The 25,021-nt window shown below is 70.5% G+C and carries 21 protein-coding genes; 11 read left to right on the top strand and 10 right to left on the bottom strand.

All coding sequences use genetic code 11. The features are described 5' to 3' along the window. The first annotated feature begins 33 nt into the window (after nt 1-33). The 4 genes from LCN96_RS08745 (at nt 34) to LCN96_RS08730 (ending at nt 6,366) form a co-directional block, all read left to right on the top strand. On the top strand, nt 34-1,845 hold the full coding sequence (locus LCN96_RS08745; protein WP_225272080.1) for an FAD-dependent monooxygenase: 1,812 nt from the start codon (nt 34-36) through the stop codon (nt 1,843-1,845). 141 nt (nt 1,846-1,986) lie between these two features. Continuing rightward, a complete protein-coding gene (locus tag LCN96_RS08740; protein ID WP_225272079.1) occupies nt 1,987-2,928 on the top strand; it encodes a winged helix-turn-helix transcriptional regulator in 942 nt (313 codons plus the stop codon). An 818-nt stretch (nt 2,929-3,746) separates the two neighbouring features. Beyond that, on the top strand, nt 3,747-4,625 hold the full coding sequence (locus LCN96_RS08735; RefSeq protein WP_225272078.1) for a LysR family transcriptional regulator: 879 nt from the start codon (nt 3,747-3,749) through the stop codon (nt 4,623-4,625). A gap of 760 nt (nt 4,626-5,385) precedes the next feature. Next, the gene (locus tag LCN96_RS08730; protein WP_225272077.1) at nt 5,386-6,366 is read left to right on the top strand and encodes a hypothetical protein; all 981 of its coding nucleotides are present in this window, start codon (nt 5,386-5,388) and stop codon (nt 6,364-6,366) included. 323 nt (nt 6,367-6,689) lie between these two features. On the opposite strand, the gene treZ is transcribed toward LCN96_RS08730, so the two are convergent. The 4 genes from treZ to LCN96_RS08710 form a co-directional block, all read right to left on the bottom strand. Further along, nucleotides 6,690-8,402: a malto-oligosyltrehalose trehalohydrolase gene (gene treZ / locus LCN96_RS08725; RefSeq protein ID WP_225272076.1), complete on the bottom strand. Its 1,713-nt coding sequence runs from the start codon at nt 8,400-8,402 to the stop codon at nt 6,690-6,692. Then, nucleotides 8,392-11,157, bottom strand: a complete 2,766-nt coding sequence (gene treY, locus LCN96_RS08720; protein ID WP_225272075.1) for a malto-oligosyltrehalose synthase — start codon at nt 11,155-11,157, stop codon at nt 8,392-8,394. The genes treZ and treY overlap by 11 nt, the downstream gene beginning before the upstream one ends. Before the next feature lie 22 nt (nt 11,158-11,179). Further along, the gene (glgX, locus tag LCN96_RS08715; RefSeq protein WP_225272074.1) at nt 11,180-13,273 is read right to left on the bottom strand and encodes a glycogen debranching protein GlgX; all 2,094 of its coding nucleotides are present in this window, start codon (nt 13,271-13,273) and stop codon (nt 11,180-11,182) included. A gap of 196 nt (nt 13,274-13,469) precedes the next feature. Continuing rightward, a complete protein-coding gene (locus LCN96_RS08710) occupies nt 13,470-13,775 on the bottom strand; it encodes a hypothetical protein (protein ID WP_225272073.1) in 306 nt (101 codons plus the stop codon). 303 nt (nt 13,776-14,078) lie between these two features. On the opposite strand from LCN96_RS08710, the gene LCN96_RS08705 reads away from it, so the two are divergent. The 5 genes from LCN96_RS08705 to pip all read left to right on the top strand — a co-directional run bounded on the left by LCN96_RS08705 (nt 14,079) and on the right by pip (nt 17,395). Beyond that, a complete protein-coding gene (locus LCN96_RS08705; RefSeq protein ID WP_225272072.1) occupies nt 14,079-14,942 on the top strand; it encodes a helix-turn-helix domain-containing protein in 864 nt (287 codons plus the stop codon). A 128-nt stretch (nt 14,943-15,070) separates the two neighbouring features. After that, nucleotides 15,071-15,256 (top strand): DUF397 domain-containing protein, encoded by a 186-nt coding sequence (locus tag LCN96_RS08700; RefSeq protein ID WP_225272071.1) that lies wholly within the window; start codon nt 15,071-15,073, stop codon nt 15,254-15,256. 84 nt (nt 15,257-15,340) lie between these two features. Beyond that, nucleotides 15,341-15,763 carry a large conductance mechanosensitive channel protein MscL gene (gene mscL / locus LCN96_RS08695; RefSeq protein WP_225272070.1) on the top strand — a complete coding sequence of 141 codons (423 nt, stop codon included), beginning with the start codon at nt 15,341-15,343 and terminating at the stop codon, nt 15,761-15,763. A gap of 36 nt (nt 15,764-15,799) precedes the next feature. Beyond that, a complete protein-coding gene (locus LCN96_RS08690; RefSeq protein WP_225272069.1) occupies nt 15,800-16,378 on the top strand; it encodes a hypothetical protein in 579 nt (192 codons plus the stop codon). 45 nt (nt 16,379-16,423) lie between these two features. Further along, complete coding sequence (pip, locus tag LCN96_RS08685; protein WP_225272068.1) at nt 16,424-17,395, top strand: prolyl aminopeptidase; 972 nt, start codon at nt 16,424-16,426, stop codon at nt 17,393-17,395. Here the strand turns inward: pip and LCN96_RS08680 are convergent. Then, nucleotides 17,323-18,114, bottom strand: coding sequence for a phosphatase PAP2 family protein (locus LCN96_RS08680; RefSeq protein WP_225272067.1), 792 nt, complete (start codon nt 18,112-18,114; stop codon nt 17,323-17,325). The genes pip and LCN96_RS08680 overlap by 73 nt on opposite strands. Before the next feature lie 104 nt (nt 18,115-18,218). Continuing rightward, nucleotides 18,219-18,521 (bottom strand): hypothetical protein, encoded by a 303-nt coding sequence (locus tag LCN96_RS08675; protein WP_225272066.1) that lies wholly within the window; start codon nt 18,519-18,521, stop codon nt 18,219-18,221. A gap of 79 nt (nt 18,522-18,600) precedes the next feature. Here LCN96_RS08675 and LCN96_RS08670 point away from each other — a divergent pair, with 79 nt between their 5' ends. Further along, nucleotides 18,601-19,395 (top strand): universal stress protein, encoded by a 795-nt coding sequence (locus LCN96_RS08670; protein WP_225272065.1) that lies wholly within the window; start codon nt 18,601-18,603, stop codon nt 19,393-19,395. Between the two features lie 156 nt (nt 19,396-19,551). Here LCN96_RS08670 and LCN96_RS08665 read toward each other — a convergent pair whose 3' ends face one another. After that, nucleotides 19,552-19,944, bottom strand: a complete 393-nt coding sequence (locus LCN96_RS08665; protein WP_225272064.1) for a hypothetical protein — start codon at nt 19,942-19,944, stop codon at nt 19,552-19,554. Between the two features lie 177 nt (nt 19,945-20,121). Beyond that, nucleotides 20,122-20,838 (bottom strand): hypothetical protein, encoded by a 717-nt coding sequence (locus tag LCN96_RS08660; protein WP_225272063.1) that lies wholly within the window; start codon nt 20,836-20,838, stop codon nt 20,122-20,124. A 161-nt stretch (nt 20,839-20,999) separates the two neighbouring features. Between LCN96_RS08660 and LCN96_RS08655 the strand changes: the two genes are divergently transcribed. Beyond that, nucleotides 21,000-22,940, top strand: coding sequence for an FtsX-like permease family protein (locus LCN96_RS08655; protein WP_225272062.1), 1,941 nt, complete (start codon nt 21,000-21,002; stop codon nt 22,938-22,940). Here the strand turns inward: LCN96_RS08655 and LCN96_RS08650 are convergent. Continuing rightward, nucleotides 22,929-24,047, bottom strand: a complete 1,119-nt coding sequence (locus LCN96_RS08650; RefSeq protein ID WP_225272061.1) for a glycosyltransferase — start codon at nt 24,045-24,047, stop codon at nt 22,929-22,931. The genes LCN96_RS08655 and LCN96_RS08650 overlap by 12 nt on opposite strands. Further along, nucleotides 24,044-25,006 (bottom strand): glucosyl-3-phosphoglycerate synthase, encoded by a 963-nt coding sequence (locus tag LCN96_RS08645; protein ID WP_225272060.1) that lies wholly within the window; start codon nt 25,004-25,006, stop codon nt 24,044-24,046. Before LCN96_RS08645 ends, LCN96_RS08650 begins: the two co-directional genes overlap by 4 nt. Between the last annotated feature and the right edge of the window lie 15 nt (nt 25,007-25,021).

The following is a 25,021-nucleotide window of genomic DNA, read 5'->3' as shown; positions in this document are numbered from 1 at the left end:
ACGCGATACTACGCGTGCTCGGAGGTGGAGTCCATGGAACGAGTGCCCGTCCTGGTGGTCGGCGGCGGCTACGCGGGGCTGAGCGCCGCCACGCTGCTGGCCTGGCGCGAGGTGCCCGTCATGCTGGTCGAGCGGCATGCGAGCACCTCCGTTCAGCCCAAGGCGTTCGGGGTCGGGCCGCGGGCGCTGGAGCTGCTGCGGCCCGTACCGGGGATCGAGGAGGAGCTCGCCGCCATCTGGGCGGGGATCGGCGACGGCATGCGCATCGCGATCGCCCGGGACCTCGCCGACCCCGAGCCGCACCTGATCACGGACGGCGCCCAGGCCGAGCGCGCCTTCCTCGCCGGGCTCACCCCGGTGGGGATGGTGGGGGCGCCGCAGGCCGATGTCGAGCGGTTGCTGCGGGTCAAGGCGGAGGAGCTGGGGGCGGATCTACGGTTCGGCACCGAGCTGGTCTCGCTGGAGCAGGACGAGGACGGGGTGACGGCGCTCATCCGTGACCAGGGCGGCGAGCGGCTGGTGCGGGCCGAGTATGTGGTGGCTGCCGATGGGCACCGGAGTCGGGTGCGGGAGGCGTTGGGCGTGTCCACCTCCGGGCTGGGGGAGCTTGGCCGGATGTGCTCGATCATGTTCGATGCAGATTTGTCGGAGTTTGTTCGGGAGAGGGAAGTTACGCTGTGGTACTTGCGTAATGAGGCCTTTACCGGGGTGGTGGTGACCGGGGCTGGGGCGGGGGCGCATGTGCTCGGCGTTCATTATGCGGAGGGCGAGGAGCCCGACATCCCCGCACACCAGCGCGACACCTCCACGGACCAGAGCGGTGCCTCCACGCACGAGCACGGCACCTCCACGCGTCGGCCCGATGCCCTTCCGCACCAGCCCGGCACCACCACGCGTCGGCCCGATGCTCTTCCGCACCGGCCCGGCACCACCACACAGCATCCCAGCGCCCAACCACACGAGCCTGGCGACTTCACCCCGGAGCGCTGTGTCGAGCTGGTCCGGCTGGCGACCGGCCGGCCCGACCTGGAGGTGCGGATCCTCGACCGGACCACGTTCGGCATCGCGCACGTCCTGGCCGACACCTACCGGGTGGGGCGGGTGTTCCTCGCCGGCGACGCCGCCCACACCATGCCGCCCACCGGAGGCCAGGGCGGCGGCACCGCGCTCCAGGACGGCGCTGACCTGGCCTGGCGCCTGTGGCTGGTCCTCACGGAACAGGCCGGCCCAGACTTCCTGGACACCTACGACGCCGAACGCCGCCCGATCGGAACACTCACGGCCGACGCCCAGCTGGCCGAGCTCGGCACCCGCATGCCCCCCGCCGCCCGCATCGGCTACCCGGAGCCGCTCCCGAACCTCTGGCACACCCTGCTCGGCCACCGCTACCACTCCACGGCCATCCTCGACGAGCCCGGCGACGACGGCTCCATCCTGGAGGACCCGCGTCTGGCAGGCGGGCGACCCGGCAGCCGAGCCCCGCACGTCGTGCTCGACTGGGGCGGGCAGCACCTCTCCACCATCGACCTGTTCGGATCCGGCTTCGTCCTCATCGCCGCCAAACAGGGCAGTCAGGCGTGGATGGAGGCGGGGCGGCTGGTCAAGGAACGGCTCGGGGTGCGGCTGACGCGGCTGCCGGTGGACGACGAGCTGCTGGACGTGGAGGGGTGCTTCGAGGAGCGGTACGGCGTCCGCGGGGGCGGCGCCGTACTGGTGCGGCCGGACGGCTATGTGGCCTGGCGCTCCCCGGGCCCGGTCCAGGACCCGATGGCTACGCTGGAGCGGGTGCTGCGACAGCTCCTGAGCAGGGCTCCGGCTCTCCAGGAGCCGGCACTCAGCCACTGACCAGGGCTTACGCTTTCCGCCGACGTTCGGACGCAACCGCTGCGGCAGGGGTGTTCACATACCCGGAAGCAGCGCCTCGCGGCGGGTGAGCAGTGCTGACCAAGTCTCCAAAAGAGACCGATGATGAACTAGAGTCCTCCCATGGTCAGGGAGCTACGCGAACAGGACGCCCAGTGCTCGATCGCCCAGGCGGCCTCCGTCATAGGTGACTGGTGGAGCCTGCTGATCGTGCGCGAGGTGACCCGCGGCCACCGACGCTTCGACGACATGCTGCGCGAGCTGGGAATCTCCCGCAAGATCCTCACCGAACGCCTGAAACACCTGGTAACACACGGGGTGCTGACCCGAGAGCCCTACCAGGAGCGGCCGGTCCGCCATGAGTACGTACTGACGGAGACAGGTTGGGCCCTGGCACCCACGCTGGTCAGCATGCAGGACTGGGCCGATCGATGGCTGCTGGGCGACGGGTCCGCCACGGGAGCGCCCCGCGCGGGGAGCACGGAGACCGCCCGCGTACGGGCTCTCCTCATCACCAAGATCCCCGCCCCGCTCCCCCTCCCCGCCACCACCCCGCCCCTTGAACCGGCTCGCGGTACCCCTACACCCACAACCCGCGACACCGCAGCCCGACCTCCCACCCCACTCGACGTCGTCCCCGACACGGGCACCGCCACGATCTTGTTCACCTACCCCTCGACCGGCCCGGCCACCTCCCTCCCCCCGGACTGGAACCAGGTGCCAGGCGCAGCCGGCTGCACGCTGGAGAACCGCCTGTTCCGCGACCACCACCCGGAGCTCACCGCCGCCGGCATCACCCTCCACGGCGTCAGCACCCAGCGCCCGGACCAGCAGGCCGCCTTCGCCACCGCAGAAGAGATCCCGTTCCCCCTCCTCTCCGACATGGACCTGCGCCTCACAGCAGCCCTGCGCCTCCCGACCTTCCGAGCCGGCCAGGACCTGAAGCTCAAGCGCCTGATCCTGGTGATCGACCGCTCCCGGCTCATCCGCCACGTCATCTTCCCGGTTCTGGACATCCCCTCGGCCATCGCCGAAGCCACCGAAGCCGCCCGCACCCTCCGCTAACCCCCACCCAGCGCGGTCAAGGGGCTTCTTGGGGTGTGCTGGCGGACATGCCGTTAGGCAGGTTCTCGTAGGTGCCGCTGCCGGCGAGGTAGAGGCCGAACCCCCGGATGGAGGCCGGTCCGCCGTAACGAAGGCGTATGAAGGGCGCAGCCGGTCAGTTCGTCTGCGAGGTGGGCGAGCTGGCCGTGGTAGCGGACGGGCGGGCCTGCCGGCTGTGGCCAGTGATCGCGGGTGTGCCGGCGCAGTCGCTGGGCCAGGGAGGTCTTGGTCGACTCCGGGGTGGCGGGGCATGACGGCCCCATCCTGCCGTCCGGCGTGTCGATCACGCCCCCGGGCGGTGCAGAGGGGGCCACAGCGGCAGCGCCCCTCGTCAGATCACCGAAAGCGTCCCTTGTGCCCGTCCACTTTTGTCCGGCGCTGCTGGCCCGCTGACGTGAGGAACGAGTGGAACCACCCACCCCCAACCAGATCGAGCGGTTACAGGCGCGGGCAAGGCGGCGGCCCCAAGCACCTCAGGTCACCGCGGCGACCCGATCGAGGGACAAGTCGATCAGGTGCTGCTCCAGATTCACGACATTGTGCAGATGCCGATCCATGACCAGTGCGTTCACTCCAACAACAGCGATCGACGCTCGGAATGATCTTGATTGCTGGACTTGTGGCTGAAGGCTCTTGATCAGCTGGTGGTCACGCGGGACTCCGCGGCGGTCTTGATCGAGCCGAGCCAGCGCGTCAGCTCGGCGTGCAGCTTCGCCCGATCAACGACGAGTCCGATAACCTTTTCTTAACCGAACGCTTAAAGATCAGGACAAAGGCCCGTGGAGCTCCGCGATATCGAGATCTTTCTGACGCTGGCCGAGGAGCTGCACTTCAGCCGCACCGCCGAACGCCTCCACGTCACCCCGGCCCGCGTCAGCCAGTCGCTGAAGAAGACCGAACGCCGGATCGGCGTACCCTTGTTCGACCGCACCAGCCGCGCTGTGGGGCTCACCGCTGCCGGGCAGCGGCTCTATCAGGCCCTGCGGCCCGCCTACCAGCAGATCGTCGATGGGATCGAGGACGTGTCGATCTCCGCCCGCGACCTCAACGGCACCCTCACCCTGGGCACCATGGGACCTCAGGGCTGGATGATCAACGACATCGTCGAACGGTTCCAGGCCAGGCACCCGACCGTCCGGCTCGTGCACTGCGAACTCAACGTCGTCGACCCGCTCACACCCCTGCGGGAGGGCACGATCGACGTGGCCCACCTGTGGCTGCCGGTGCGCGAACCCGACATCACCGTCGGACCGATCACCCACACCTCACCAGTCGTCCTGGCCATGGCCGCCACCCACGCCTACGCCGGCCGCGACTCGGTCAGCCTGGAGGACTACGGCGACCTGACCTTCATGACGCCCCAGTCACCGATCCCGGCGTCCATGGAGGAAGCCTTCCAACCCTTCCGCACCCCGTCAGGCCGCCTCATCGCCCGCGGCCCGACTGTCTCCAACTGGGAGGACGAGCTCAAGGCGACCACCACCGGACATGCCGTCGCCGCCGCTGCCGCCGAGGCCGCCCGTTTCTACGCCCGGCCCGACGTGGTCTACATCCCCGTTCGCGACGCCCCACCCATTCGATGGGCCTTCGCTTGGCTCACCGCCAACGCCAACCCCCTGATAGGCGCCCTCACGGACGCCGCCACCCACGAAGCCTGAGCCGACGCGACCGCTCGCCGCCGCCGGGCGACGCCCAGCGTGGCGATGAGGAGCCGCTCAGGCCACCGACCTGCTGTGTGAGAATGGGCCGGCTTCTGCAACCGCCGCCGTTCGGAGGCGGTCGCGACGCTCTGACGAGCGCAAGGGACGGGCGCAAGGGACGGGCACGCGGAAGGCTTTCGGTGATCTGACGAGGGGCGCTGCCGCTGTGGCCCCCTCTGCACCGCCCGGGGGCGTGATCGACACACCGGACGGCAGGATGGGGCCGTCATGCCCCGCCACCCCGCAGTCGACCAAGACCTCCCTGGCCCAGCGACTGCGCCGGCACACCCGCGATCACTGGCCACAGCCGGCAGGCCCGCCCGTCCGCTACCACGGCCAGCTCGCCCACCTCGAAGACGAACTGACCGGCTGCGCCCTTCATACGCCTTCGTTACGGCGGACCGGCCTCCATCCGGGGGTTCGGCCTCTACCTCGCCGGCAGCGGCACCTGCGAGAACCAGATCCTGCCTAACGGCATGTCCGCCGGCACACCCGAAGAAGCCCTCGACTGCGCCTGCTACCACTGACCCCTGAAGCACTTACGGGCGTCACCACTTAATTATCCACAACCCCCGCCACCCCTCCCGCCGCTATCCACAGAACCCCGTTCGGATCCACGGCCACCACCCCTGATCCCAGATCCTGAGTGCCTCCGAATCCCACCGAGGCCGGAGCTGACTCCAGCACCGCCCCGACTCCACCCGCCCGGAGGCCCACCATGAAGATCACGATCCCTCTCCCCGGCACCATGACAACCCACTTCATCGTCGCCATGGAGCAAGTGCCCTTCGACGTAGAGTCGTTCATCCCGTGGCGCGTCGGCGGCCCGTTCAAACGAGCCGCCATCACCTCAGCAGCCCACGGCACACTCTCGGTCGCCTGTCACGCGACCCCATGGAAACCCACGACCACCACCTTCACGGACGACGAGAGACGCCGCCTACGCCGTACGAGACAACACGTGATCGTCTCCGCCACCGCACCCCCGCACCGGCTCCCCACCACCGTGCAGGTGGCCCGCGCCTCGGCCAGAGCCTTGGCCAGGGAGAGCGACGGCCTCCTCATCGACCCGCTGACCGACTCGACCATCCTCACGTGCGGCCGATGCGCAGGCGAGCCCACCCATTTCCGCCTGGACGACGACTGGCTCTCCTGGGACGTCCAGGTCCACGACGCCGCCACCTGCCCGCCCTGGGATCCGTCCGACCTGGGAGCGTGCGACTGCCTGCGCGTCACGTCCCGGGGCCTGCGCCGCTTCGCCCTCCCGGAGATCACCCTCGACGGCGCCGCCTGCGCCCACAACCTGTGCGCCACCAACCTCCTGCGCACGGTCGCCAACCGCCTGCTGACCGACCACCTGTCCTACCTCACCGCCCACCCGGAGGCCACCACCCACCGGATCGACGACTTCCTCCACATCCAGCCCTCCGACCAGCCAGACGGCGGCCTCCCCTTCGGCGTCCGCCTCACCCCGTACGACGCGGACGCGGGAGAGCTGGGCCGCACCGGCAGCATCCGCCGCCTGAAGGTCGGCCCGGCGCCAGGGGCCGGCCAGATCACCTGCCTCAAGGTCGGCCCACCCTCAGGCTTCACGGGCTCCCTGAACGACTGGCTCTGCGCCACCCAAGCCCCACACCACGCCACCCTGACCTCGATCGAAATCAACCGAACCGAGCCGGCACGAGTCCTCGCAGCGTGACCCACCCACCCGAGCCGGAGCCGCCGCGACTTCTCACCGCGTGACCCACCCACCCGAGCCCGAGCCGCCGCGACTTCTCACCGCGTGACCCACCCACCTGAGCTGGCGCAGCTCTTCGCAGCGTGACCCACGTGCCTCCCACCGCGGTCAGCCTTCACCCCCAACACACCTCACCACACCAGCCGCCGCCCTCCCGGCCTCCCCGGACGCGTCATCACGTCATCCCTCACACGCCCGCATACCACCACGTCACCCCCGCATACCTGAACCCCTACCGCCGCGTCGCGCCTCGTGCGGCCACGACCCCAGAAGCCGCTACCTCATCAAGAAGCAGGCCGACAGATCACCATGGACTGCGCACGCAGCCGCAACCCCTCCTCATCCACCGTCACCGGCTCGTCCGAGGCCAGCAGCACCGTCCCGGGCGTCACCGGCAAGGTCACCGACTCCTGCGAGAAGTTGACCGCGACCGCCAGCTCCCCCCGCCACACCAGCAGCCACTTCTCCAGCGGATCCATCTCCACCCGCACCCGATCCAGCCGCGGGTCCGACAGCTCGGGCAGCGCCTTGCGCAGCGCGATCAGGTCGCGATACCAGCACAGGAGCGACCAGTGAGCCTCCTCCTTCACCTCACCCCAGTCCAGCTTCGACCGCAGGAACGTCTCCTCCTCCGACGGATTCGGCGCCTCCCACACGTACCCGAACCCGTCGAACTCGCGCTCCCTGCGCACGCCCTCGCTGTCCCGCAGCTCGGGCTCCACATGATCGGAGAAGAACAGGAACGGCGTACGGGCCCCCCATTCCTCCCCCATGAACAACATGGGCGTGAACGGCGAGGTCAGGAGCAGTCCCGCGCCGAGCTTGAGCGCCGGGATCGGGAGCCGGTCGCCGATGGGCCGGTTGCCGATCTGGTCGTGGTTCTGCAGGCAGGCGACCAGCCGATAGCCTGGCACGCCCGCGAACGAGCTGCCGTGCGCGCGGGCGCGGAAGCTGGAGTGGGTGCCGTCGTGCACGACTCCGTGGGTGAGCACCTTGGCCAGGGCCGTGAGCTGGGCGAAGTCCTGGTAGTAGCCGTGGCTCTCACCGCTCACGGCGCAGTGCAGGGCATGGTGTACGTCGTCGTCCCACTGCGCGGTCATGCCCAGGCCGCCGGCGTCCAGCGAGCGGACCATGCGCGGGTCGTTGAGATCGGACTCGGCGATCAGCGACAGCGGCCGGCCGACCGAACAGGCCAGCGCGTCCACCTCCGCCGACAGCTCGGCCAGCAGGTGCGTGGCGCGTTTGTCGTGCAGCGCGTGCACGGCGTCCAACCGCAGCCCGTCGATGTGGAAGTCGCGCAGCCACTGCAGGGCGTTGCCGATGAAGTAGCGCCGCACCTCGTCGGACTCCGGCCCATCCAGATTGACCGCTTCGCCCCAATAGCTGCCGTCAAAGCCGGAGAAGTACGGGCCGAACGGCCGCAGGAAGTTCCCCGAGGGGCCGAGATGGTTGTAGACGACATCGAGGATGACCCCGATCCCGGCCCGGTGGCACGCGTCCACGAAGGACTTGAGCCCATCGGGCCCCCCGTATGTCTCGTTCACGGCATAGAGGTCCACGCCGTCGTAGCCCCAGTTGCGCCCGCCGGGCACCGGCGCGACCGGCATGACCTCCACGAAGTCGACGCAGAGCTCCACCAGGTGCGGCAGCTTCTCGATGGCCGCGGCGAACGTCCCCTCCTGCGTGAACGTCCCGATGTGCAGCTCGTAGATCACGGCTCCGCGCAGGTCGCGGCCCTTCCAGTCGTGGTCGGACCAGGTGAAGCGGGCGTGGTCGTACACCGCGCTCTGCTCGAAGATCCCCTCCGGCTGCCGCCGGGTGCGGGGGTCGGGGTACGGTCCGTCGCCGTCCACCACGAAGGCGTACCGGGTGCCGTGCTCGGCGCCCTCCACCTCCACCGACCACCAGCCCCCCTCGCCTGGCGACATCGCCCGGCGCCCGCCGAGGACGTCCACTTCGACCGCCGTGGCCTTCGGTGCCCAGACCTCAAAGATCATGTCTCTCCAGGAGTGAGACCGGATACTGACCGAGCAGGTGCGCGAGCGGGATGCGTCCGGTGAACAGGCCGCCGGTGAGCAGGTCGCGCCAGGTGCCCGCGGGCAACGTCAAGGTGGTGCCGCCCCATCCGCCTGAGGCGGCCAGGCGCACGGGGAGGCGGGTCGCGACCACGACCGCACGCGGCCGCACCCCGGCCTCGCCGACGGCTCGGGCCCGTTCCTCGGTGATGGGTGATATGCGCTCCTCTGCGGGGGTCCGCAAGCGGTGCTCGACGGCAGCCTGGGCTCTGTTCTCGGTGGCGGCCCAGGTTCTGTGCTCGGTTCCGGCCTGGACGTCGCGCTCGGTTCCGGCCTGGACGTCGCGCTCGGTTCCGGCCTGGACGTCGCGCTCGGTTCCGGCCTGGACGTCGCGCTCGGTTCCGGCCTGGACGTCGCGCTCGGTTCCGGCCTGAACTTCATGCTCGTCAGAAGCCTGGACTCGGTGTCCCGCGTCGCCCAGCGCCTGCGCGCCGTCCGATCGCGCGTCACCCTGCGCCGTGCCATCGTCCTCTGCCCGCGCCCGAGCCCCGGACCCCCCGTCCACCTCCGAATTCCCGCCCGCACCGGCGCCCGAGCCCACACCCGAGCCCCCACCTGAGCCCACACCTGAGCCCACGTCCGAAGCCGAGCCCACGCCCCAACCCGAGCCCCCGTCCGGGCCCAAGTCGCCGCGCGTGCCCGCGTCCACATCACCGCGTCCCCACGCGCCCCCCTCCCCCACACCAGGCTCCCCCCAGGCGCCGACACCGGCCTCGCCCTCCGACCAAGGCCCGAAACCAAGGTCAGGCCCAGTGGCGGCGCGGGCGAAGGCGATCACGTGGTCCGCCCGCGCCCCTTCCGCGTGCAGCGGCAGGTACGCAGCCGCACCCCCCAGCCGCCGCCGCAACCGCAGAGCCTGGGTGGTGACCAGGAGCTTGGCCGAGTCCCACGAGGTGTCGGGCTTGCGTGGGTACGTCACCGGCCGCCGGTTATCCGGATCGACCAGGGAGAAGTCGGTCGTCTCGTTACCCTGGTACACGTCCGGCACCCCCGGCATCATGAGCTGCACCAGCTTGGCTCCCAGGGAGTTGGACATGGCGTACGGGTCGATGCGCTCGGTGAAGCCGCCGATCGGGAGGCGGACAGCGGCCTCGGCGAAGGCGCGCAGGCGGCGTTCGTAGTCGGGGTCCGGGTTCACCCAGGAGATGGCGGTCTTGGCTTCGCGGGCGGCCTTGAGCAGGTAGTCGGTGAAGCGTTCGGCGGAGATGGGCCAGGCGGCCATGAGGTTCTGCCAGGCCAGGTAGTCGAGGTGCGGGTCGAAGCTGACCTGCGCCGACCACTCGGCCACGGCCGCCGCCCACTCGCCGGGCAGCTCCGAGAGCACCGACAGCCGGGCACGCACGTCCTCCGACCGCTTGGTGTCGTGGGTGGACAGCGTGGTCATGGTGTAGGGGGGCAGCTCCGCGCAGAACTCGTGGAACTCCGCCACCGACACGCCGAACACGTCCGGCTCGCCGCCGACCTCGTTCAGGCAGGCCAGCGGGAACCACCGGTAGAGCGCCGTGTCCTCCACGCCCTTGGCCATGACGGGCCCGCACGCCTGCTGGAAACGCACGATCGCCTCGGCGGAGCCGTACAGGACCTCCTGCACCAGCGGGCGGACGGCGGGTGAGCAGGAGGCGGCGGCCAGCTCGACGGTGTCGACGGCCGAGGCCGGCGGGGGCTCGCCCGGCACCACGTACGCGCGGTAGACCGGCATGGCGGCGAGCAGCTCGCGGACGGCGGCGGGGTCGCAGGAGGCGGCCCTGGCCAGGCGGTTCACCTCGGCGCCGAAGAACAGGTCGAGGACTTCGTGCTTGGCCTGCGCCATGACCGGCCGGTAGTCGGCGGGCTGCCCGGTCAGCTCGGCGAACAGCCGGATGAGCGGCTCCTTGCCGGCGGGGTCGACGAAGAGACCGTTGACGCGGTTCAGTACGTCGTAGCCGGTGGTGCCGTCGCAGGCCCAGTCGGCGGGCAGCCGCTCGGGGCCGATGAGGATCTTCTCCACGACGGTCCAGGCGCTGCCGGCGCGGGCGCGCAGGCGTTCGAGGTAACGGCGCGGGTCGGCGAGGCCGTCGGGGTGATCGACGCGCAGCCCGTCCACGAGCCCCTCGTCGAGCAGCCAGAAGATCACCTCGTGCGTGGCGAAGAGCACGGCGGGATCCTCGACGCGCAGCCCGATCAGCGACGACACGTCGAAGAAGCGCCGGTATCCGGGCCCCTCGCGCCAGTCGACGAGCCGGTAGTGGCCGGGGTAGGGGAAGGCGTGCTCGTGGTAGCGCAGCACGTCGCCGTCCACGACCGGCGGAGTGTCGTCGCCGAGCACGGGCAGCGCGACCTTGCCGTCCACCCAGTCGATGTCGAACCAGGAGGCGTACGGCGAGGCGGGCCCGTCCTTCAGCACCGACCAGAACTGGGCGTTCACGGTGTTCATGTGGTTCGGCACGATGTCGACCACGATGCCCAGGTCCTGGGCGGCCAGCTGCTGTGCCATCTCCCTGAAGCCGGTGGCGCCGCCGAACTCGTCCCTGATCCTGGAGTGGTCGGTGACGTCGTAGCCGTGCCGCGACTCGGGCGTGGACTGCAGGATGGGTGAGAGGTAGACGTGGCTCACGCCGAGGTCGCGCAGGTAGCCGGCGATCTCGGCCACCTGGGCGAAGCCGAAGTCGGGGGTGAGCTGCACCCGGTAGGTGGACACGGGCCTGGACATGCCCGGCGGCCTAGACACGGCGGAGCACCCGCACGCTGCGGCCCGGCACCGCGATCGCGTCGCCTGCCTTCACCATCCGGGCGTCCAGCCTGATCGGCATGGCCGTGTCGATCTCCGTATGCCACATCTCGCCATAGTCCTTGGGGATCGTGAACTTGATCGTGTCGTAGTGGGCGTTGAACAGCAGCAGGAACGAGTCGTCCCTGATCGGCCGGCCGCGCCGGTCGGGCTCGGTGATGGCGTCGCCGTTCAGGAAGACGGCCAGGGACTTGGCGTAGCCGACGTGCCAGTCGCCGTCGTTCATCTCCTCTCCCGCGGGGGTGAGCCAGGCGATGTCGCGCAGCCCGCGTACGGGCTTGCCGTAGAAGAAGCGGCGGCGCCGGAACACCGGGTGTTTCTTGCGCAGCTCGGCCAGGCTCTGGGTGAACTCGAGGAGCAGCCAGTTCTCGCGCACGTCCGACCAGTCGACCCAGGTCAGCTCGTTGTCCTGGCAGTAGCCGTTGTTGTTGCCGCGCTGGGTGCGGCCCAGCTCGTCGCCGTGCGAGAGCATCGGCACGCCCTGCGAGAGGAACAGCGTGGTGAGGAAGTTGCGTTTCTGCTGCTCGCGCAGCGACTCGACGGCGATCCCCGCCGGGCCTTCCTCGCCGCAGTTCCAGGACCTGTTGTCGTCGGTGCCGTCGCGGTTGCCCTCCTTGTTCGCCTCGTTGTGCTTGTTGTTGTACGAGACGAGGTCCTGCAGGGTGAAGCCGTCGTGGCAGGTCACGAAGTTGATCGAGGCGGCGGGGCGGCGGCTGTCGTCCTTGTACAGGTCGCTGGACCCGGTGAACCGGGAGCCGAACTCCGGCAGCGTGGCCGCCTGCCCGCGCCACAGGTCGCGGATCGTGTCGCGGTAACGCCCGTTCCACTCGGTCCAGCGGGACGGGAAGTTGCCCACCTGATATCCGCCGGGCCCCACGTCCCACGGCTCGGCGATGAGCTTGACCTGCGACAACACCGGGTCCTGCTGCACCAGGTCGAAGAACGCGCTCAGCCGGTCCACCTCGTGCAACTCCCGCGCCAGCGTCGAGGCCAGGTCGAACCTGAACCCGTCGACGTGCATCTCGATGACCCAGTAGCGGAGCGAGTCCATGATCATCTGCAGGACGTGCGGCGAGCGCATGAGCAGGCTGTTGCCGGTGCCCGTGGTGTCCACGTAGTACCGCCTGTCGTTCTCGACCAGGCGGTAGTAGTTGAGGTTGTCGATCCCCCGGAACCCCAGCGTGGGCCCCAGGTGGTTGCCCTCGGCGGTGTGGTTGTAGACGACGTCGAGAATGACCTCGATGCCCGCTTCGTGCAGCGAGCGCACCATCGCCTTGAACTCCAGCACCTGCCCCCCGCGCTGCCCCTGGCTGGAGTAGCGGTTGTGCGGCGCGAAGAAGCCGATCGAGTTGTAGCCCCAGTAGTTCGACAGCCCGCGCTGCTCCAGGATGTGATCGGTGACGAACTGGTGGACCGGCATCAGCTCCAGCGCCGTCACGCCGAGCTTGGTGAGATGGTCGAGGATCTCGGGGTGGCCGAGCGCCGCGTACGTGCCGCGCAGGTGCTTGGGGATCTTGGGGTGGCTGATCGTGAGCCCACGCACATGCGCCTCGTAGATCACGGTGTCGTGGTACGGGGTCGCGGGCGGCCGGTCGTGCCCCCAGCCGAAGAACGGGTTGATCACCACGGAGCGCGGCACGTAAGGGGCCGAGTCACGATCGTTCTTGATGTCCGGCGAGCCGAACCGGTAGCCGTAGACCGCCTCGTTCCAGTTCACGCCGCCCTCGATGGCCATGGCGTACGGGTCGAGCAGCAGCTTGCTCGGGTTGCACCGCATACCGCGCGCCGGGTCGTACGGGCCGTGGACGCGGTAGCCGTACCGCTGCCCGGGCCCGATGCCGGGCAGGTAGCCGTGCCAGATGAACCCGTCCACCTCGCTGAGCGGCACCCGTGACTCGACGTTGTCCTCGTCGAACAGGCACAGCTCCACCTTGTCGGCGACCTCGGTGTAGAGCGAGAAGTTGGTGCCGGCACCGTCGTAGGTCGCCCCGAGCGGATAGGGGTCTCCCGGCCAGATCTCGATCATCGAGGCTCCCTTGCGGTCTCTCCCCATGTTCCGTTCCCCCGCTCCACCGGACAACCCCGGGCCGCACTAGATCACCCTGTTCCTTCCCACCTCCACGGCGTCATTACTCCGGGTTGCTTCATACGAGGTCAAAAGGGGTGGGCCGCCCCGACGGCGCGGTATCGAGGCGGCCCACGAACCAAGCATCCTCCTCGCGTCAACCCGTGCCCGAGGTCACGGAGCGCCGCCCGCCGACGCGGCCGAGACCCAGGCAGTCCCGGCAGGGGCCGCGCGCGGTGACGCCCTCGCCGTCGCAGGGGACGCAGGGGGTGCGGGTGTCGAAGGCGGGGCTGCGATAGACGCGGACGAACCGCGCGGGCCGATGCACCCGCAAGCCGAGCGCCACGGCCCGTGCGTCGGGGCCGTCGAAGGCCAGGGCGTCCAGGGCTTCGAGGGCCGCGTCGAGCCAGCGGCGGACGACATTCCGCCATCCCCCATTTACGGGCATGTTGCTACCATCCATGGTGGATTGTCCTTTTGCTTCGAGAGCAAGGGCGTCTTCAGCTGGGCCGATGGGCCAACATCGGCCCAGCACTCCGCGCAGAGCCGAACATCGCATGTCATACTGCGCTTTTCTCACATTTACCCGAGACGGTCGGCATCGGCACGTGTCTATGGCAATTGCCACTGGCACTTTCGGTGACAGTTACCTTACGCCCGGACCCAGCGGGATCTACGGCGATATGATCGCGTCGTAACACTGGATCAACAATCGTCCATCGGCCCACGACGAGCCCGAGAAGACCACCAGCCGACATCGGACAAGATGGACGACGCGCGAATGGCGAATCCCACCCTCCGCCAGCGTCAGCTGGCGAAAAGACTCCGCGAGCTCCGACATGACAGCGGCCTGAGCATCGCCGAAGTGGCCCACCGGCTGCTGTGCTCACCGGCCAAGATCAGCCGAATAGAAACCGCACAACGCCGGGTCAGCCTGCGCGACGTACGCGACCTGGGCCGGCTCTACGGCGTGCCCGATCCGACGGAATTGATGGCGCTGGCCAAGGACGCCAGACAGCAGAGCTGGTGGCAGGAGCCGGAAGAAGTGGATTTCCGCCCGCTCACCGGCCTGGAGAACGAAGCGGTCGCCATAACCGAATACGAGACGACCACCATCCCCGGATTGTTGCAGACCGAGGATTACGCCCGCGCCGTCATCAGCGGCGTCGTCCCCGATATCAGCCCGGAGGCCCTCGGGGAGCGGGTGGACAAACGGATGCGGCGCCAGGACGTGCTGCGCAAGGCCACGCCGCCGCGTTATTGGGTGCTGCTCGACGAATCCGCGCTGCACCGGCACATCGGCGGCCCGGCGGTGATGGCGGGGCAGCTCGGCCACCTGCATGAGCTGGCTCGGCTACCGCATGTCCAGGTGCAGGTCATCCCCTATACCGTCGGCGCGCACGTCGGCCTCGACAGCGCATTCATGCTGCTCGAGTTCGACGAGCCGGCGGGGCTGCCCGACACCGTTTACCTGGATACGCTGGCCGGTCAGATCTTTCAGGAGAAGCCCGGGCAGTTGCGCTACTTCAGGGAGTTGCTCAATCATCTGCGATCCGTGGCACTGGGGCCGAGCGAGTCGGCGGGGCGTATCCTGCAAAGGCAGGCGAAGTTCGCCGAGCTGGCACATTGAAAACGTAAAGAACTTTCTGGTAATATGCGTTACCCGAGCTGTCGTGCTCATTTGTCAAAGTGGCGTCCATAATCTCCCATCGCACGGGCGGAGGCCACTAGGCGGTTGAATTCACGCTTGGAGTGCACATGCAAGACGGTCGTCCGGCGTGGCGAAAATCCACGTTCTGCAACAACGTCAACTGCGTCGAGGTCCGGCTGGAAAATTCCGGCACCGTGGCGGTGCGCGACAACAAGAACCCACACGGTCCCCTGCTCCGCTTCGCACCTGAGGAGTGGACGGACTTCATCGACGGCATCAAGTCAGCCGTCTAGCACCATCCCGGGCGGGCACCCTCCGTGGCGGCCCGCCCGTCTCGGCCGGTTTCGAGACGCCGTCTGCGGCAAGAGGCCGACTCCATGGGCGGTTTCAAACAGTTCTTACTCCGTGGCAACATCGTCGAACTCGCCGTCGCCGTGATCATCGGCGCCACGTTCAGCGGCCTCATCCAAGCCTTCGTACGCGACCTGATCACCCCGCTGATCGGCGCGGTGACCGGCGGCCGGCAGCCGAACTTCGCCGAGTACTCCTTCACCGTCAACGGCAGCGAGTTCAAGTACGGCGACTTCCTCAACCACCTGATCACCTTCCTGATCATCTCGGCCATCGTCTACTGGCTGGTCGTGGCCCCGATGACCCGGCTGCTCAGCCTCCTCGACCGGAACAAGTCGGCCACCACCAAGCAGTGCCCCGAGTGCCTGTCCGACATCCCGACGGAGGCGCGCCGGTGCATGTACTGCACGGTCGAGCTGGTGCCGGATTCGGAAAAACCCAGGACGTGACGCGCGGTGACGGCACCGGTCCGTCAAGATGGACCGATGAGCGTTGAGTTGATGGTCTGGGACGAGCCGGTGCCGATCAGCAGGGACCAGGCGCGTGCGACGTACCTGGCGGTCAAGCGCACCGCGCCCGGCGCCGACGTCGCGCCCGACGTGGCCAAGGAGCTGCCCGGGGAGATCACGCTCTATCCGGGGCACGTGCTGGTGAGCATGGACCTGGACACGATGGACGAGCTGTCGGCCCAGGTGTTCACGGTCGCGCGGGCGCACGGGCTGGTGTGTTACGACCCGCAGCGGGACCTGGTGCACAACGTGGCCCCGCTGGGGGTGTACGAGGGGATGCAGCTGCACACCGGCGACGGGATGGTGGTCAACGATCCCGACCTGGGGCTGGTCCATGACGTGCTGGGGACGATGTCGGCGCAGAACCCGTTCGTCGCGCTGGTGAACTTCGGGCGGCACTTCCTGCAGGTCTCGCCCGGGTTCGAGCTGGAGTACAAGGAGGGGGCGATGGTCCGGGCGATGGTGCCCGAGCTGGAGGGGGTGCGGCAGGCCTTCAACGAGTACGCGACGGGGGATCGGGCCTTCCTCAGCCGGTACGCGTGGACTCAGGAGTAGAGGCCGGCATCACCGGCCTCGCGGGATGCGGCAGGATCGGGGTGTATGAGAACCCTGTACCCGCCCATCGAGCCGTACGACTCGGGCCTGCTCGACGTCGGCGACGGCAACCAGATCTACTACGAGGTCTGCGGCAACCCCGACGGCAAGCCCGCCGTCATGATCCACGGCGGCCCCGGAGGCGGGTGCAGCGCCAAGCACCGCCGTCAGTGGAACCCCGAGCTGTACCGGATCGTCCTGTTCGACCAGCGCAACTGCGGGCGGAGCCTGCCGCACGCCGCCGACCCCGCCACCGACCTGTCCGCCAACACCACGTGGCATCTGGTCGCCGACATGGAGAAGCTGCGCGAGCACCTGGGCATCGAGCGGTGGCAGGTGTTCGGGGGGTCGTGGGGCAGCGCGCTGGCGCTGGCGTACGCGCAGACGCATCCCGACAGGACGAGCGAGATCGTGCTGCGCGGGATCTTCATGCTGCGGCCCAAGGAGCTGCGCTGGTTCTACCAGGAGGGCGCCTCCTACCTGTTCCCCGATCTGTGGGAGCGCTACCTCGCACCGATCCCGGAGGAGGAGCGCGCGGACCTGATCGCGGCGTTCGGCAGGAGGCTGGAGGGGGCCGACGACGAGGAGCGGCTGGCGGCGGCCAAGGCGTGGTCCGGGTGGGAGGGGGGCACGGTCACGCTGCTGCCCGATCCGGCGCTGGTGGAGGAGTTCAGTGAGGACAAGTACGCCGTCTGCTTCGCCAGGATCGAGAACCACTACTTCCGGCACGGCGGCTGGTTCGAGCCGGCCGACCAGCTCCTCACGAACGTGGACAGGATCCGGCACATCCCGGCCGTGATCGTGCAGGGCCGCTACGACTCCTGCACGCCCATGACCACGGCCTGGGAGCTGCACAAAGCGTGGCCCGAGGCCGAGTTCCACGTGATCCCCGACGCCGGGCACGCCTACTCGGAGCCGGGCACCCTGGATCGGCTCATCGAGGCGACAGACCGGTTCGGGGCCTCCGCGACGGGCTGATGCGGGAAGGCGGCACCCCTCGGAACGCGAACGCCGGGCACGCCAGGCCCAGCGGGCACGCCAGGCCCAGCGGGCACGCCGGGGTCAGCGGGCACGCCGGGGTCAGCGGGCACGCCAAGGTGGCCCGGGGCGCCGAGGTGGCCCGGGGCGCCGAGGCTGACGGGCGGCGGGTTGCCGCCCGTGAGGCGGGCGCGGGCGAGCCGTACCGCAGGGGTGACCGCCCCCACCAGCAGCAACGTGAACAGCGGCGCGAGCACCGCGCCCAGCAGGAAGCCCGCGGCCACGTCGTGCGGGTAGTGCACCCCCACGAACACCCGCGAGAACGCCATCACCGCCGCCAGCGGGAACACCACCCACGCCAGCGCACGCCAGGCCAGCACGAGCGCCGCCGCCGCGCCCGCCGCGATGACCGAGTGGTTGCTGGGGAAGGACCAGTCGCCGGGGGGCGGGCAGGCGGCGATGGTCGTCACGCCGCCCCGGCACGGCCGCTCCTCCCTGACGAGGAGCTTGACGACCTCGCTCACCACGTACGCGCCCACGATCCCGGCCGGTCCGGCGATCACGAGCGCCAGGTCCCGCGCCGGCCCTCGCCACGATCGCACGGCGGCCACCACGAAGAGCGCCGCGAAGAGGAATAACCCGGCATCGGTGCCGACCTCGGCGAAGGTGTGCAGCCATGCGGGGGTGGTGAGGGAGAAGCCGACGATGTCCTGGTACACGCGTGTCCAATCCGTGAACGACGAATGCACAAGACCTTACGGACTGAACGCGTCAAATGCCTCGGTCATCCGACCGAAACCGCCCTATCACTTAAGTAAGGGGCTTACGTGAGGAACTGGCGGGCCAACGCGGCCTGCTTGCTCTCCAGCTCACCGCGGGTGATCAGCCCGCGGTCGAACGCCTCGGTCGTGGCGTCCCGCTCGGCGACGTAGTACGCGGCCATGATCTCACTGCGCAGCGGCGTGAACCCGCGCTCCACGCAGTCGGAGAAGACGGTCACCTTCCGCTCCACGGCGTCCGCGGCCACCGTGCACGCCAGGTCGTGCGCCCGGAGCTGCTGAACCGCTTCACGAAGGGTGACAGGACCGAGGGACCCGTTGAACCGGGTATCAAGGGTGATCTTCACTTTCTTTGCGCCTCCGTAGGTTTGCAACGTTCGGAAGAAGGCCGCGTATTCCCAGTTCAGAGCGGGTAAGAGGGCAATCGTGATCGGAGCGCACGTGATCGTCGGATACACGAACGACGCGGGCGGGAGAGACGCTCTCGCCCTCGGTTCCGCGATCACCCGTGTCACCGGCGGGGAGCTGACGATCGCCACGATCTACCCGCCCGGCAGCCCGGGGGCGGCGGTGGAGGCGCAGGCCAACCTGGCGCACGCGGGCGAGGAGCTCGGGCCGGTGCTCGCCGAGTACATCACCTACGAGAGCAGGGGCACCGGGCGGGGCCTGTCGGTGCTGGCCAGCAGGATCAGGGCCGATCTGATCGTGGTCGGCTCGGCGGCCGGCGGTCAGCACGGCCGCATCGCGATCGGCACGACCGCCGACCACCTGCTGCACCTGTCGTCCGAGGCGGTCATGCTGGCGCCCGCCCGGTACGTGCCGCCCACCGAGCCGGGTCGCCTCACGCTGGCGTACGTGCACCGCCCGCAGTGCGACGCGGCCGTCGGGCAGGTGGCGCTGGCGGCGCTGCGGCTGGGTGTGCCGCTCCGGCTCATCACCCTCGACCTGCGCACCGACGACCAGGGCAGGCTGCGCGACGATCTGGCGCTGGCCGTGCGGCTGGCGTGGGAGAAGACCGGGATCGAGGCGGAGTCGGAGGTGGCCGAGGGCCACGACGTGGCGGCGGCGCTGGCGGACGTCGAGTGGCTGCCCGGCGAGCTGCTGGTGTGCGCGGCGAGCGAGGACGCCCAGCCGCACCGGGTGTTCCTCGGGGAGCTGGCCATGAAGGTGCTACGGGCCTCGGCCTGCCCGGTCACCGTGCTGCCGAGAGGCTTCTCCTAGGCTTGCCCGGTCACCGTGCTGCCGAAGGGCTTCTCCTAGGCTTGCGGGTGTGTTCCTGGCGCGGGTGATCGTGGTGGCGGTGCTGGCCGCGTTGTCCAGCGTGTACGTGCTGGCGGGCGCGCCAGGGGCGGTGCTCGTGTTCGCGGTGCAGTGCCTCTACACGCTCTGGTCCAGGTCGTGGTGGCTGCTGGCCGCGCAGGCCGGGCTCGTGTACTGGGTGACGCTGGGGGCCGGCTCGTCGGTGGTCGTGCTCGGCTTCCTGGCCGGGTCGCTGCTGGTGACGCGGTTGTGGGCGGTGGCGCCCGCCGTGGTGCTCAGCGCGGTGGTGATCGCGTACGCCCGGGGCGGTGACGTCGGCACGACGCTGGACCTGGCGATCACCACGGTGCTGATGACGCTGATCGTGCCGGGGCTCATCCGGCTGGTGGAGCGCGTGGACGAGTTGCACGCCACCCGCCAGGCGCTGGCCGCGGCGGCGGTGGGCGAGGAACGGCTGCGCATCGCGGCCGAGCTGAGCGACGGGCTGGGGCGCGGGCTGGCGACGATCATGGACGGGGTACGGCGCGCCCTGCGCGACTCCACCACCGCCGAGCCAGGCGACGGGTTGGGCCACGGGCTGGGCGACCGGCTGGGCGACGGGCCGGGCGACGGGCCGGGCGAAAAGCTTGGTGAGGTGGTGGCGGCGGCGCGACAGTCGCTGGCCGAGGCGCGAGCCGCCGCCGCCGGCTACCGCGCGATGTCGCTGACCCCCGAGCTGACCACGGCCGGAGCCATGCTGTCCGCCGCAGGAGTGAACGCGGAGGTGCGCGCCGCCCACACCGAGCCACTGGGCCCGGCGGGAGCGCTGCTGGCGACCGTGCTGCGCGAGGCCGTCACCGACGTCGTACGCCGGGGCACGGCCACCACCTGCCTGATCGAAACAACGGAGCAGCCGGGCACCGTCACCCTGCGCATCACCGACGACGGCCGCCGCACCGCCGAGGACGACGCGCTGAGTGACCTGGCCACCCAGGTCACGGCCGCGGGCGGCAGGCTCGCCGGTGGCCTGTCCGACCAGGGCCGGCACACGGTGGAGGCCACGCTGCCCGCCCCGCGACGCGAGCCGGAGCAACGCCCGCCCGCCGACCTGTCGGTGCTCCTCCTGGCCGCCGTCCTGGTCGGCTTCACCCTCAAGGCCCTGCTCCAGATCCCGGCGAACCTCCTGCTGCCCGCCGCCGCGCTGCTGGCCGTCATCGTGGTCATGCAGCTCAGGTCCGTGTCGGGCCGGCACATGACGGCGCTGGGCGTGATGGCGGCGCTGGCGTTCGTGCCGATCCCGCTGTTCGGCCCGATCTGGCTGGGCACGGGCGGCTTCCTGGCGGGCCCGGTGCTGCTGGCCTTCCGGCCACGCACGGCCTGGCCGCTGGTGGCGGCGATCGTGGCCGCCACGGCCGCCGTCGCCACCGCCTACGGCCTGCCGCTCCCCCAGGCCGCGAACCTCACCGTGAGCAACCTGGTCACCGGCCTGGTCGTCTACAGCCTGCTGCGCCTGGCAGGGCTGGCCAAGGAGCTGCAGGCGGCCAGGGAGGGCCTGGCCCGCGCCGCCGTCGTGGAGGAGCGCCTGCGTGCCGCCCGCTCTGGAGACGGGGTTGCGCGGCACGGTCGCGCCCGAGCGGTACGCGGGCGCGCCCGTGATCGTGGCCGCCGACCAGTACGTGCGCGAGACCGTCGACAAGGGCGACGGCGAGGCCAAGACGAAGGCCAAGCCGCTGGCCGAGCGGGCCTGGCTGCCCGAGTCGGTCGTCGGGACGCTGCGGCGCACGCCCGGCGTGTCGAAGGTGGTGGCCGAGGTGACGTTCCCGTTCGGCACGTACACAGGGCACGGCTGGGAGTCGGCCGCGCTCACCCCGTTCACGATCGCGCGGGGCCGCGAGCCGCGCGGCTCCGGCGAGGTCGTGGTGGTGGGCACGTTCGCGCTGTCGATCCAGCAGCGCCAGCGCGAGCTGGCGCTGCTGCGGGCCGTGGCCGCCACGCCGCGGCAGGTGCGCGCTCTGGTCGGCGGGCAGGCGCTGGTGGTGGGCGTGCTGGCCGGGGTGCCGGGGGCGGCCGCGGGCGTCGGGCTCGGGCTGGGGCTGCACGCGGCGTTCGTGGCGCTCGGCGCGACCCCGGCGAACCTGCCGCTGGTCGTCAGCCCGTTCCCGCCGCTGGCCGCGCTGCTGGCCACCGTCGCCGCCGCCTGGGCCGCGGCCCGGGTCTCCGCCCGCCGCCTGGCCAGGATCCGGCCGGTCGAGGCGCTCGGGGAGGCCGCGATCGACGACGGGCGGCCGGCCCGGTGGCGGCTGGTGGCCGGGCCGGTGCTGCTGGCCGGGGGCGTGGCGCTCACCCTGGTGCTGTCGGGGCTGGACACGGAGGCGGCGGCCACGCCGGTGACGATGCTGACCGCGCTGCTCTGGACGATCGCCGTCACGGTGCTCGGCCCGCTGGTCGCGCGGATGGCGGTCGCCGTGCTCGGCCCGCTGCTGTCGGACGCCGCCCGGATCATCCCTGCAGGCAAGGCCGGAGCGAGCGGTCTCCTGGCCGCCAGGAACCTGCGCGCCACCCCGAAGGCGCTGGCCGCCGTGCTGTCGCCGCTCACCCTGATGGTGGCGATGACCTGCACGATCCTGTTCGCCCAGACCACGATGGCCGCCGCCGCGCAGGAGCAGGCCGCCGCCGGCATCCGCGCCGACCACGTGCTGCCCGGCGCCGCCGCCGAGGAGATCCACCAGGTGCCCGGCGTCCAGGCAGTCACGCGGGTGCTGCGCACGTCGGTCCGGTTCGGCCTGGACAAGTACCCGGCCCAGGCCGTCACCTACGACCCGCGCACGCTGGACCTGGGCGTCGTGGCCGGCACGATGGACGGCTTCGGCACCGGCTCGGTGGCGCTGAGCGGCACCGCCGCCGCCCACCTCGGCCTGCGGCCGGGCGACAGGGCCGAGCTGACGCTGGGTGACGGCACCCCCGCCACGCTGAAGGTCGCCGCCGTCTACGCGCGCGGCCTCGGCTTCGGTGACGTGACGCTGCCGTACGAGCTGGTACGCGGCCACGTGGACGACCCGGCGGGCACCCTCCTGGTCGTGGCCCCGGGGATCACCCTGCCGGAAGCGACCGCCGCGACGGCCTCGGCCGGCCCCGCCGACCCGCAGGTCACGTTCGTGGCGCTGGGCCTGATCATCGCGTTCACCGCCATCGCCGTGGTCAACACCCTGGCCATGGCCACCTCGGGCCGGGCCAGGGAGCTGGCCGTGCTCCGCCTGGCGGGCACCACCCGGCGTCAGGTCCTGCGCATGCTGCGGCTGGAGACGCTGGGCGCCGTGCTGACATCCGTGGTGACGGGCACGGCGGTGGCGCTGGTGACGCTGGCGGCCTTCGGGGCGGGGATGACGGGCTCGGCGGTGCCGTACGTGCCGCCGGTGGCGTACGGGCTGGTGATCGCCGCGGCGACGGCCCTGGCCCTGCTCGCCACCTCCCTCCCCGCCCGTCTGGCCCTCAGGACCCGCCCGGCGGAGGCGGTGTCATCGCTGTGAGATGGTCTTCTCGTACAGCTCCACGTACCGGTCCGCCATCACCGACGGCGAGAAGCGGCGGCGGGCCTCCCTGCGGCACTCCTCCGGGTCCAGCTCGTCCACCCGCAGCACCCACTCCGCCAGCTCCTCCTCGGTGTCGGCGAGGAAGCCGGTGCGGCCGTGGTCGATGAGCTCGGGCAGGCAGCCGCGCCGCAGGCCCACCGGGGGCACTCCGAGTGCCATGGCCTCGACGACGGCCGTGCCACCCGGCTCGTCCCACTGGATCGGGAAGAGGGCGGCGCGGGCCGAGGCGTAGAGGTGGTCCCGCTCCTGGCCGCCCACCGCGCCGACCCACCGCACCAGGTCGCCGTCGAGGTAACGGGAGACCTGGTCGAGGTGGTAGCGCACGTCCGGGTGGCTGTGCAGCGGGTGGTAGGGGTTCTGGGTCACGACGTCCAGCTCGGCGGGCGAGTTGCGGCCGCTCACCGGGCCTGCCAGCACCAGCGGCAGGCCGAGCTTCTGGCAGATCCTGGCCGCCACGTGCTGGCCCTTGAGCCCGCAGATGCGGCCCATCACCACCAGGTGCTCGCCCCGTTCCGCGCGCAGGTCCTGGTCGGCGAGCGGGGTGGCGAGGTGCACGGCGCCGAGCGAGGCGGCGCGCAGCGTGTCGGGGGCGCGGGCGATCTGCGACTCCGAGACGCCGTTGACCGCGATCGACGGCGGGAACGCGCCGTAGAAGGCGGGATGTTTGTGCAGGTCCCAGTGCAGGGTGTGCAGGACGGGCGGGCCGCCGAGCGCGGAGAGCATCGCCGGGCCGACCACCTCGACGTGGTCGTGCACGAGGTCGATGTCGTCGCGCCCGCGCAGCTCCGCCACCACCCTGGCCAGATGGGCGTGCGTGATGCCCATGACCTGGTTGTACGGCTTCTGCAGCTCGGCGAACTGCTCGTCGTCGTACACGCTGATCAGCTCGTCCACCTCAAGGGTGCTGGAGCCGACGGAGGCCAGCACGACCTGCACGCCGCGCGCCCGCAGCGCGGGCACGAGCGTGGCGACCACGTTCTCGATCCCGCCGTAGCCGGCGGGCGGAACCGCGAGCCACGGCCCCGCGTTCACCAGGACTTTCACGCCACATCCTCCTTCAGGACGAGGGAGGCGAGCGGCGGTCGCTCCGCCACGCCCACATCCACCAGGTCGGCCTGGCCTTCGAGCCCGAACTGCAGGAGCGTGTGCGCCGGGGGCTCCGACGCCAGCACGCGGCCCTGCCGCTCCAGGCGGGACCAGGCGGTGAGCATGATCTGCCCGGCCATGCGGCCGAGGGCGGGGATCGACTGGTGCGTGTGCGTGCGGTGTCCCAGGTCCACCTGGGCCATCGCGTCCAGCCCGACGAGCTGGAGCAGGTCGACGAGAAGGCCGAACTCGACGCCGTACTCGGTGACGAACGGCACCTGTTCGAGCACTTCGCGCCGGGCGGCGTACTCGCCGCCGAGCGGCTGGGCGAAGCCCGCCAGCTCCGGCCAGAACATATTGAGCAGCGGCCTGGCAACCAGCTCGGTCACGCGCCCGCCGCCGCCCTGCTGGGCGACGCCGTCCGAGCCGATGTACGGCCGTTCGTAGGTGGCCTTGACGAAGTGGATGTCGCTGTCCACCAGCAGGGGGCCGACCAGGCCCGACACGTAGTGCGGGCCGAAACTGCGCAGGTCGGCGTCGATGTAGACGATGATGTCGCCCTTGGCGGCGGCCAGGCCCTTCCACAGGGCCTCGCCCTTGCCGGTGAGCGGGGGAAGGTGAGAGAGGACCTCACCCTGTGCCACCACCCGGGCGCCCGCCTCACGGGCCCGGACCGCGGTGGCGTCGGTCGAGTTGGAGTCGACGACGAGGATCTCGTCGACCAGCGGCGTGCGTTCGACGAGGTCGCGGCGGATCGCGGCGACGATGTCGCCCACCGTGCGTTCCTCGTCACGTGCGGGAAGGACCACGCTTACCGTGGTGTCTCCCTTGGCCATCATTAAGGCATCCACCGGCCACTCCGCCGCGGTGCTCGAGTGCGGGCCGTACCACTCCTGGACCCTGGCCAAGGCTCGCATATCTGTCTCCATGCA

Source organism: Nonomuraea gerenzanensis (assembly GCF_020215645.1).
In the GTDB taxonomy this organism is placed as follows: domain Bacteria; phylum Actinomycetota; class Actinomycetes; order Streptosporangiales; family Streptosporangiaceae; genus Nonomuraea; species Nonomuraea gerenzanensis.
The sequence above is the reverse complement of the archived record's forward strand: the minus strand, read 5'-3'. Positions and strand labels throughout refer to the sequence as shown.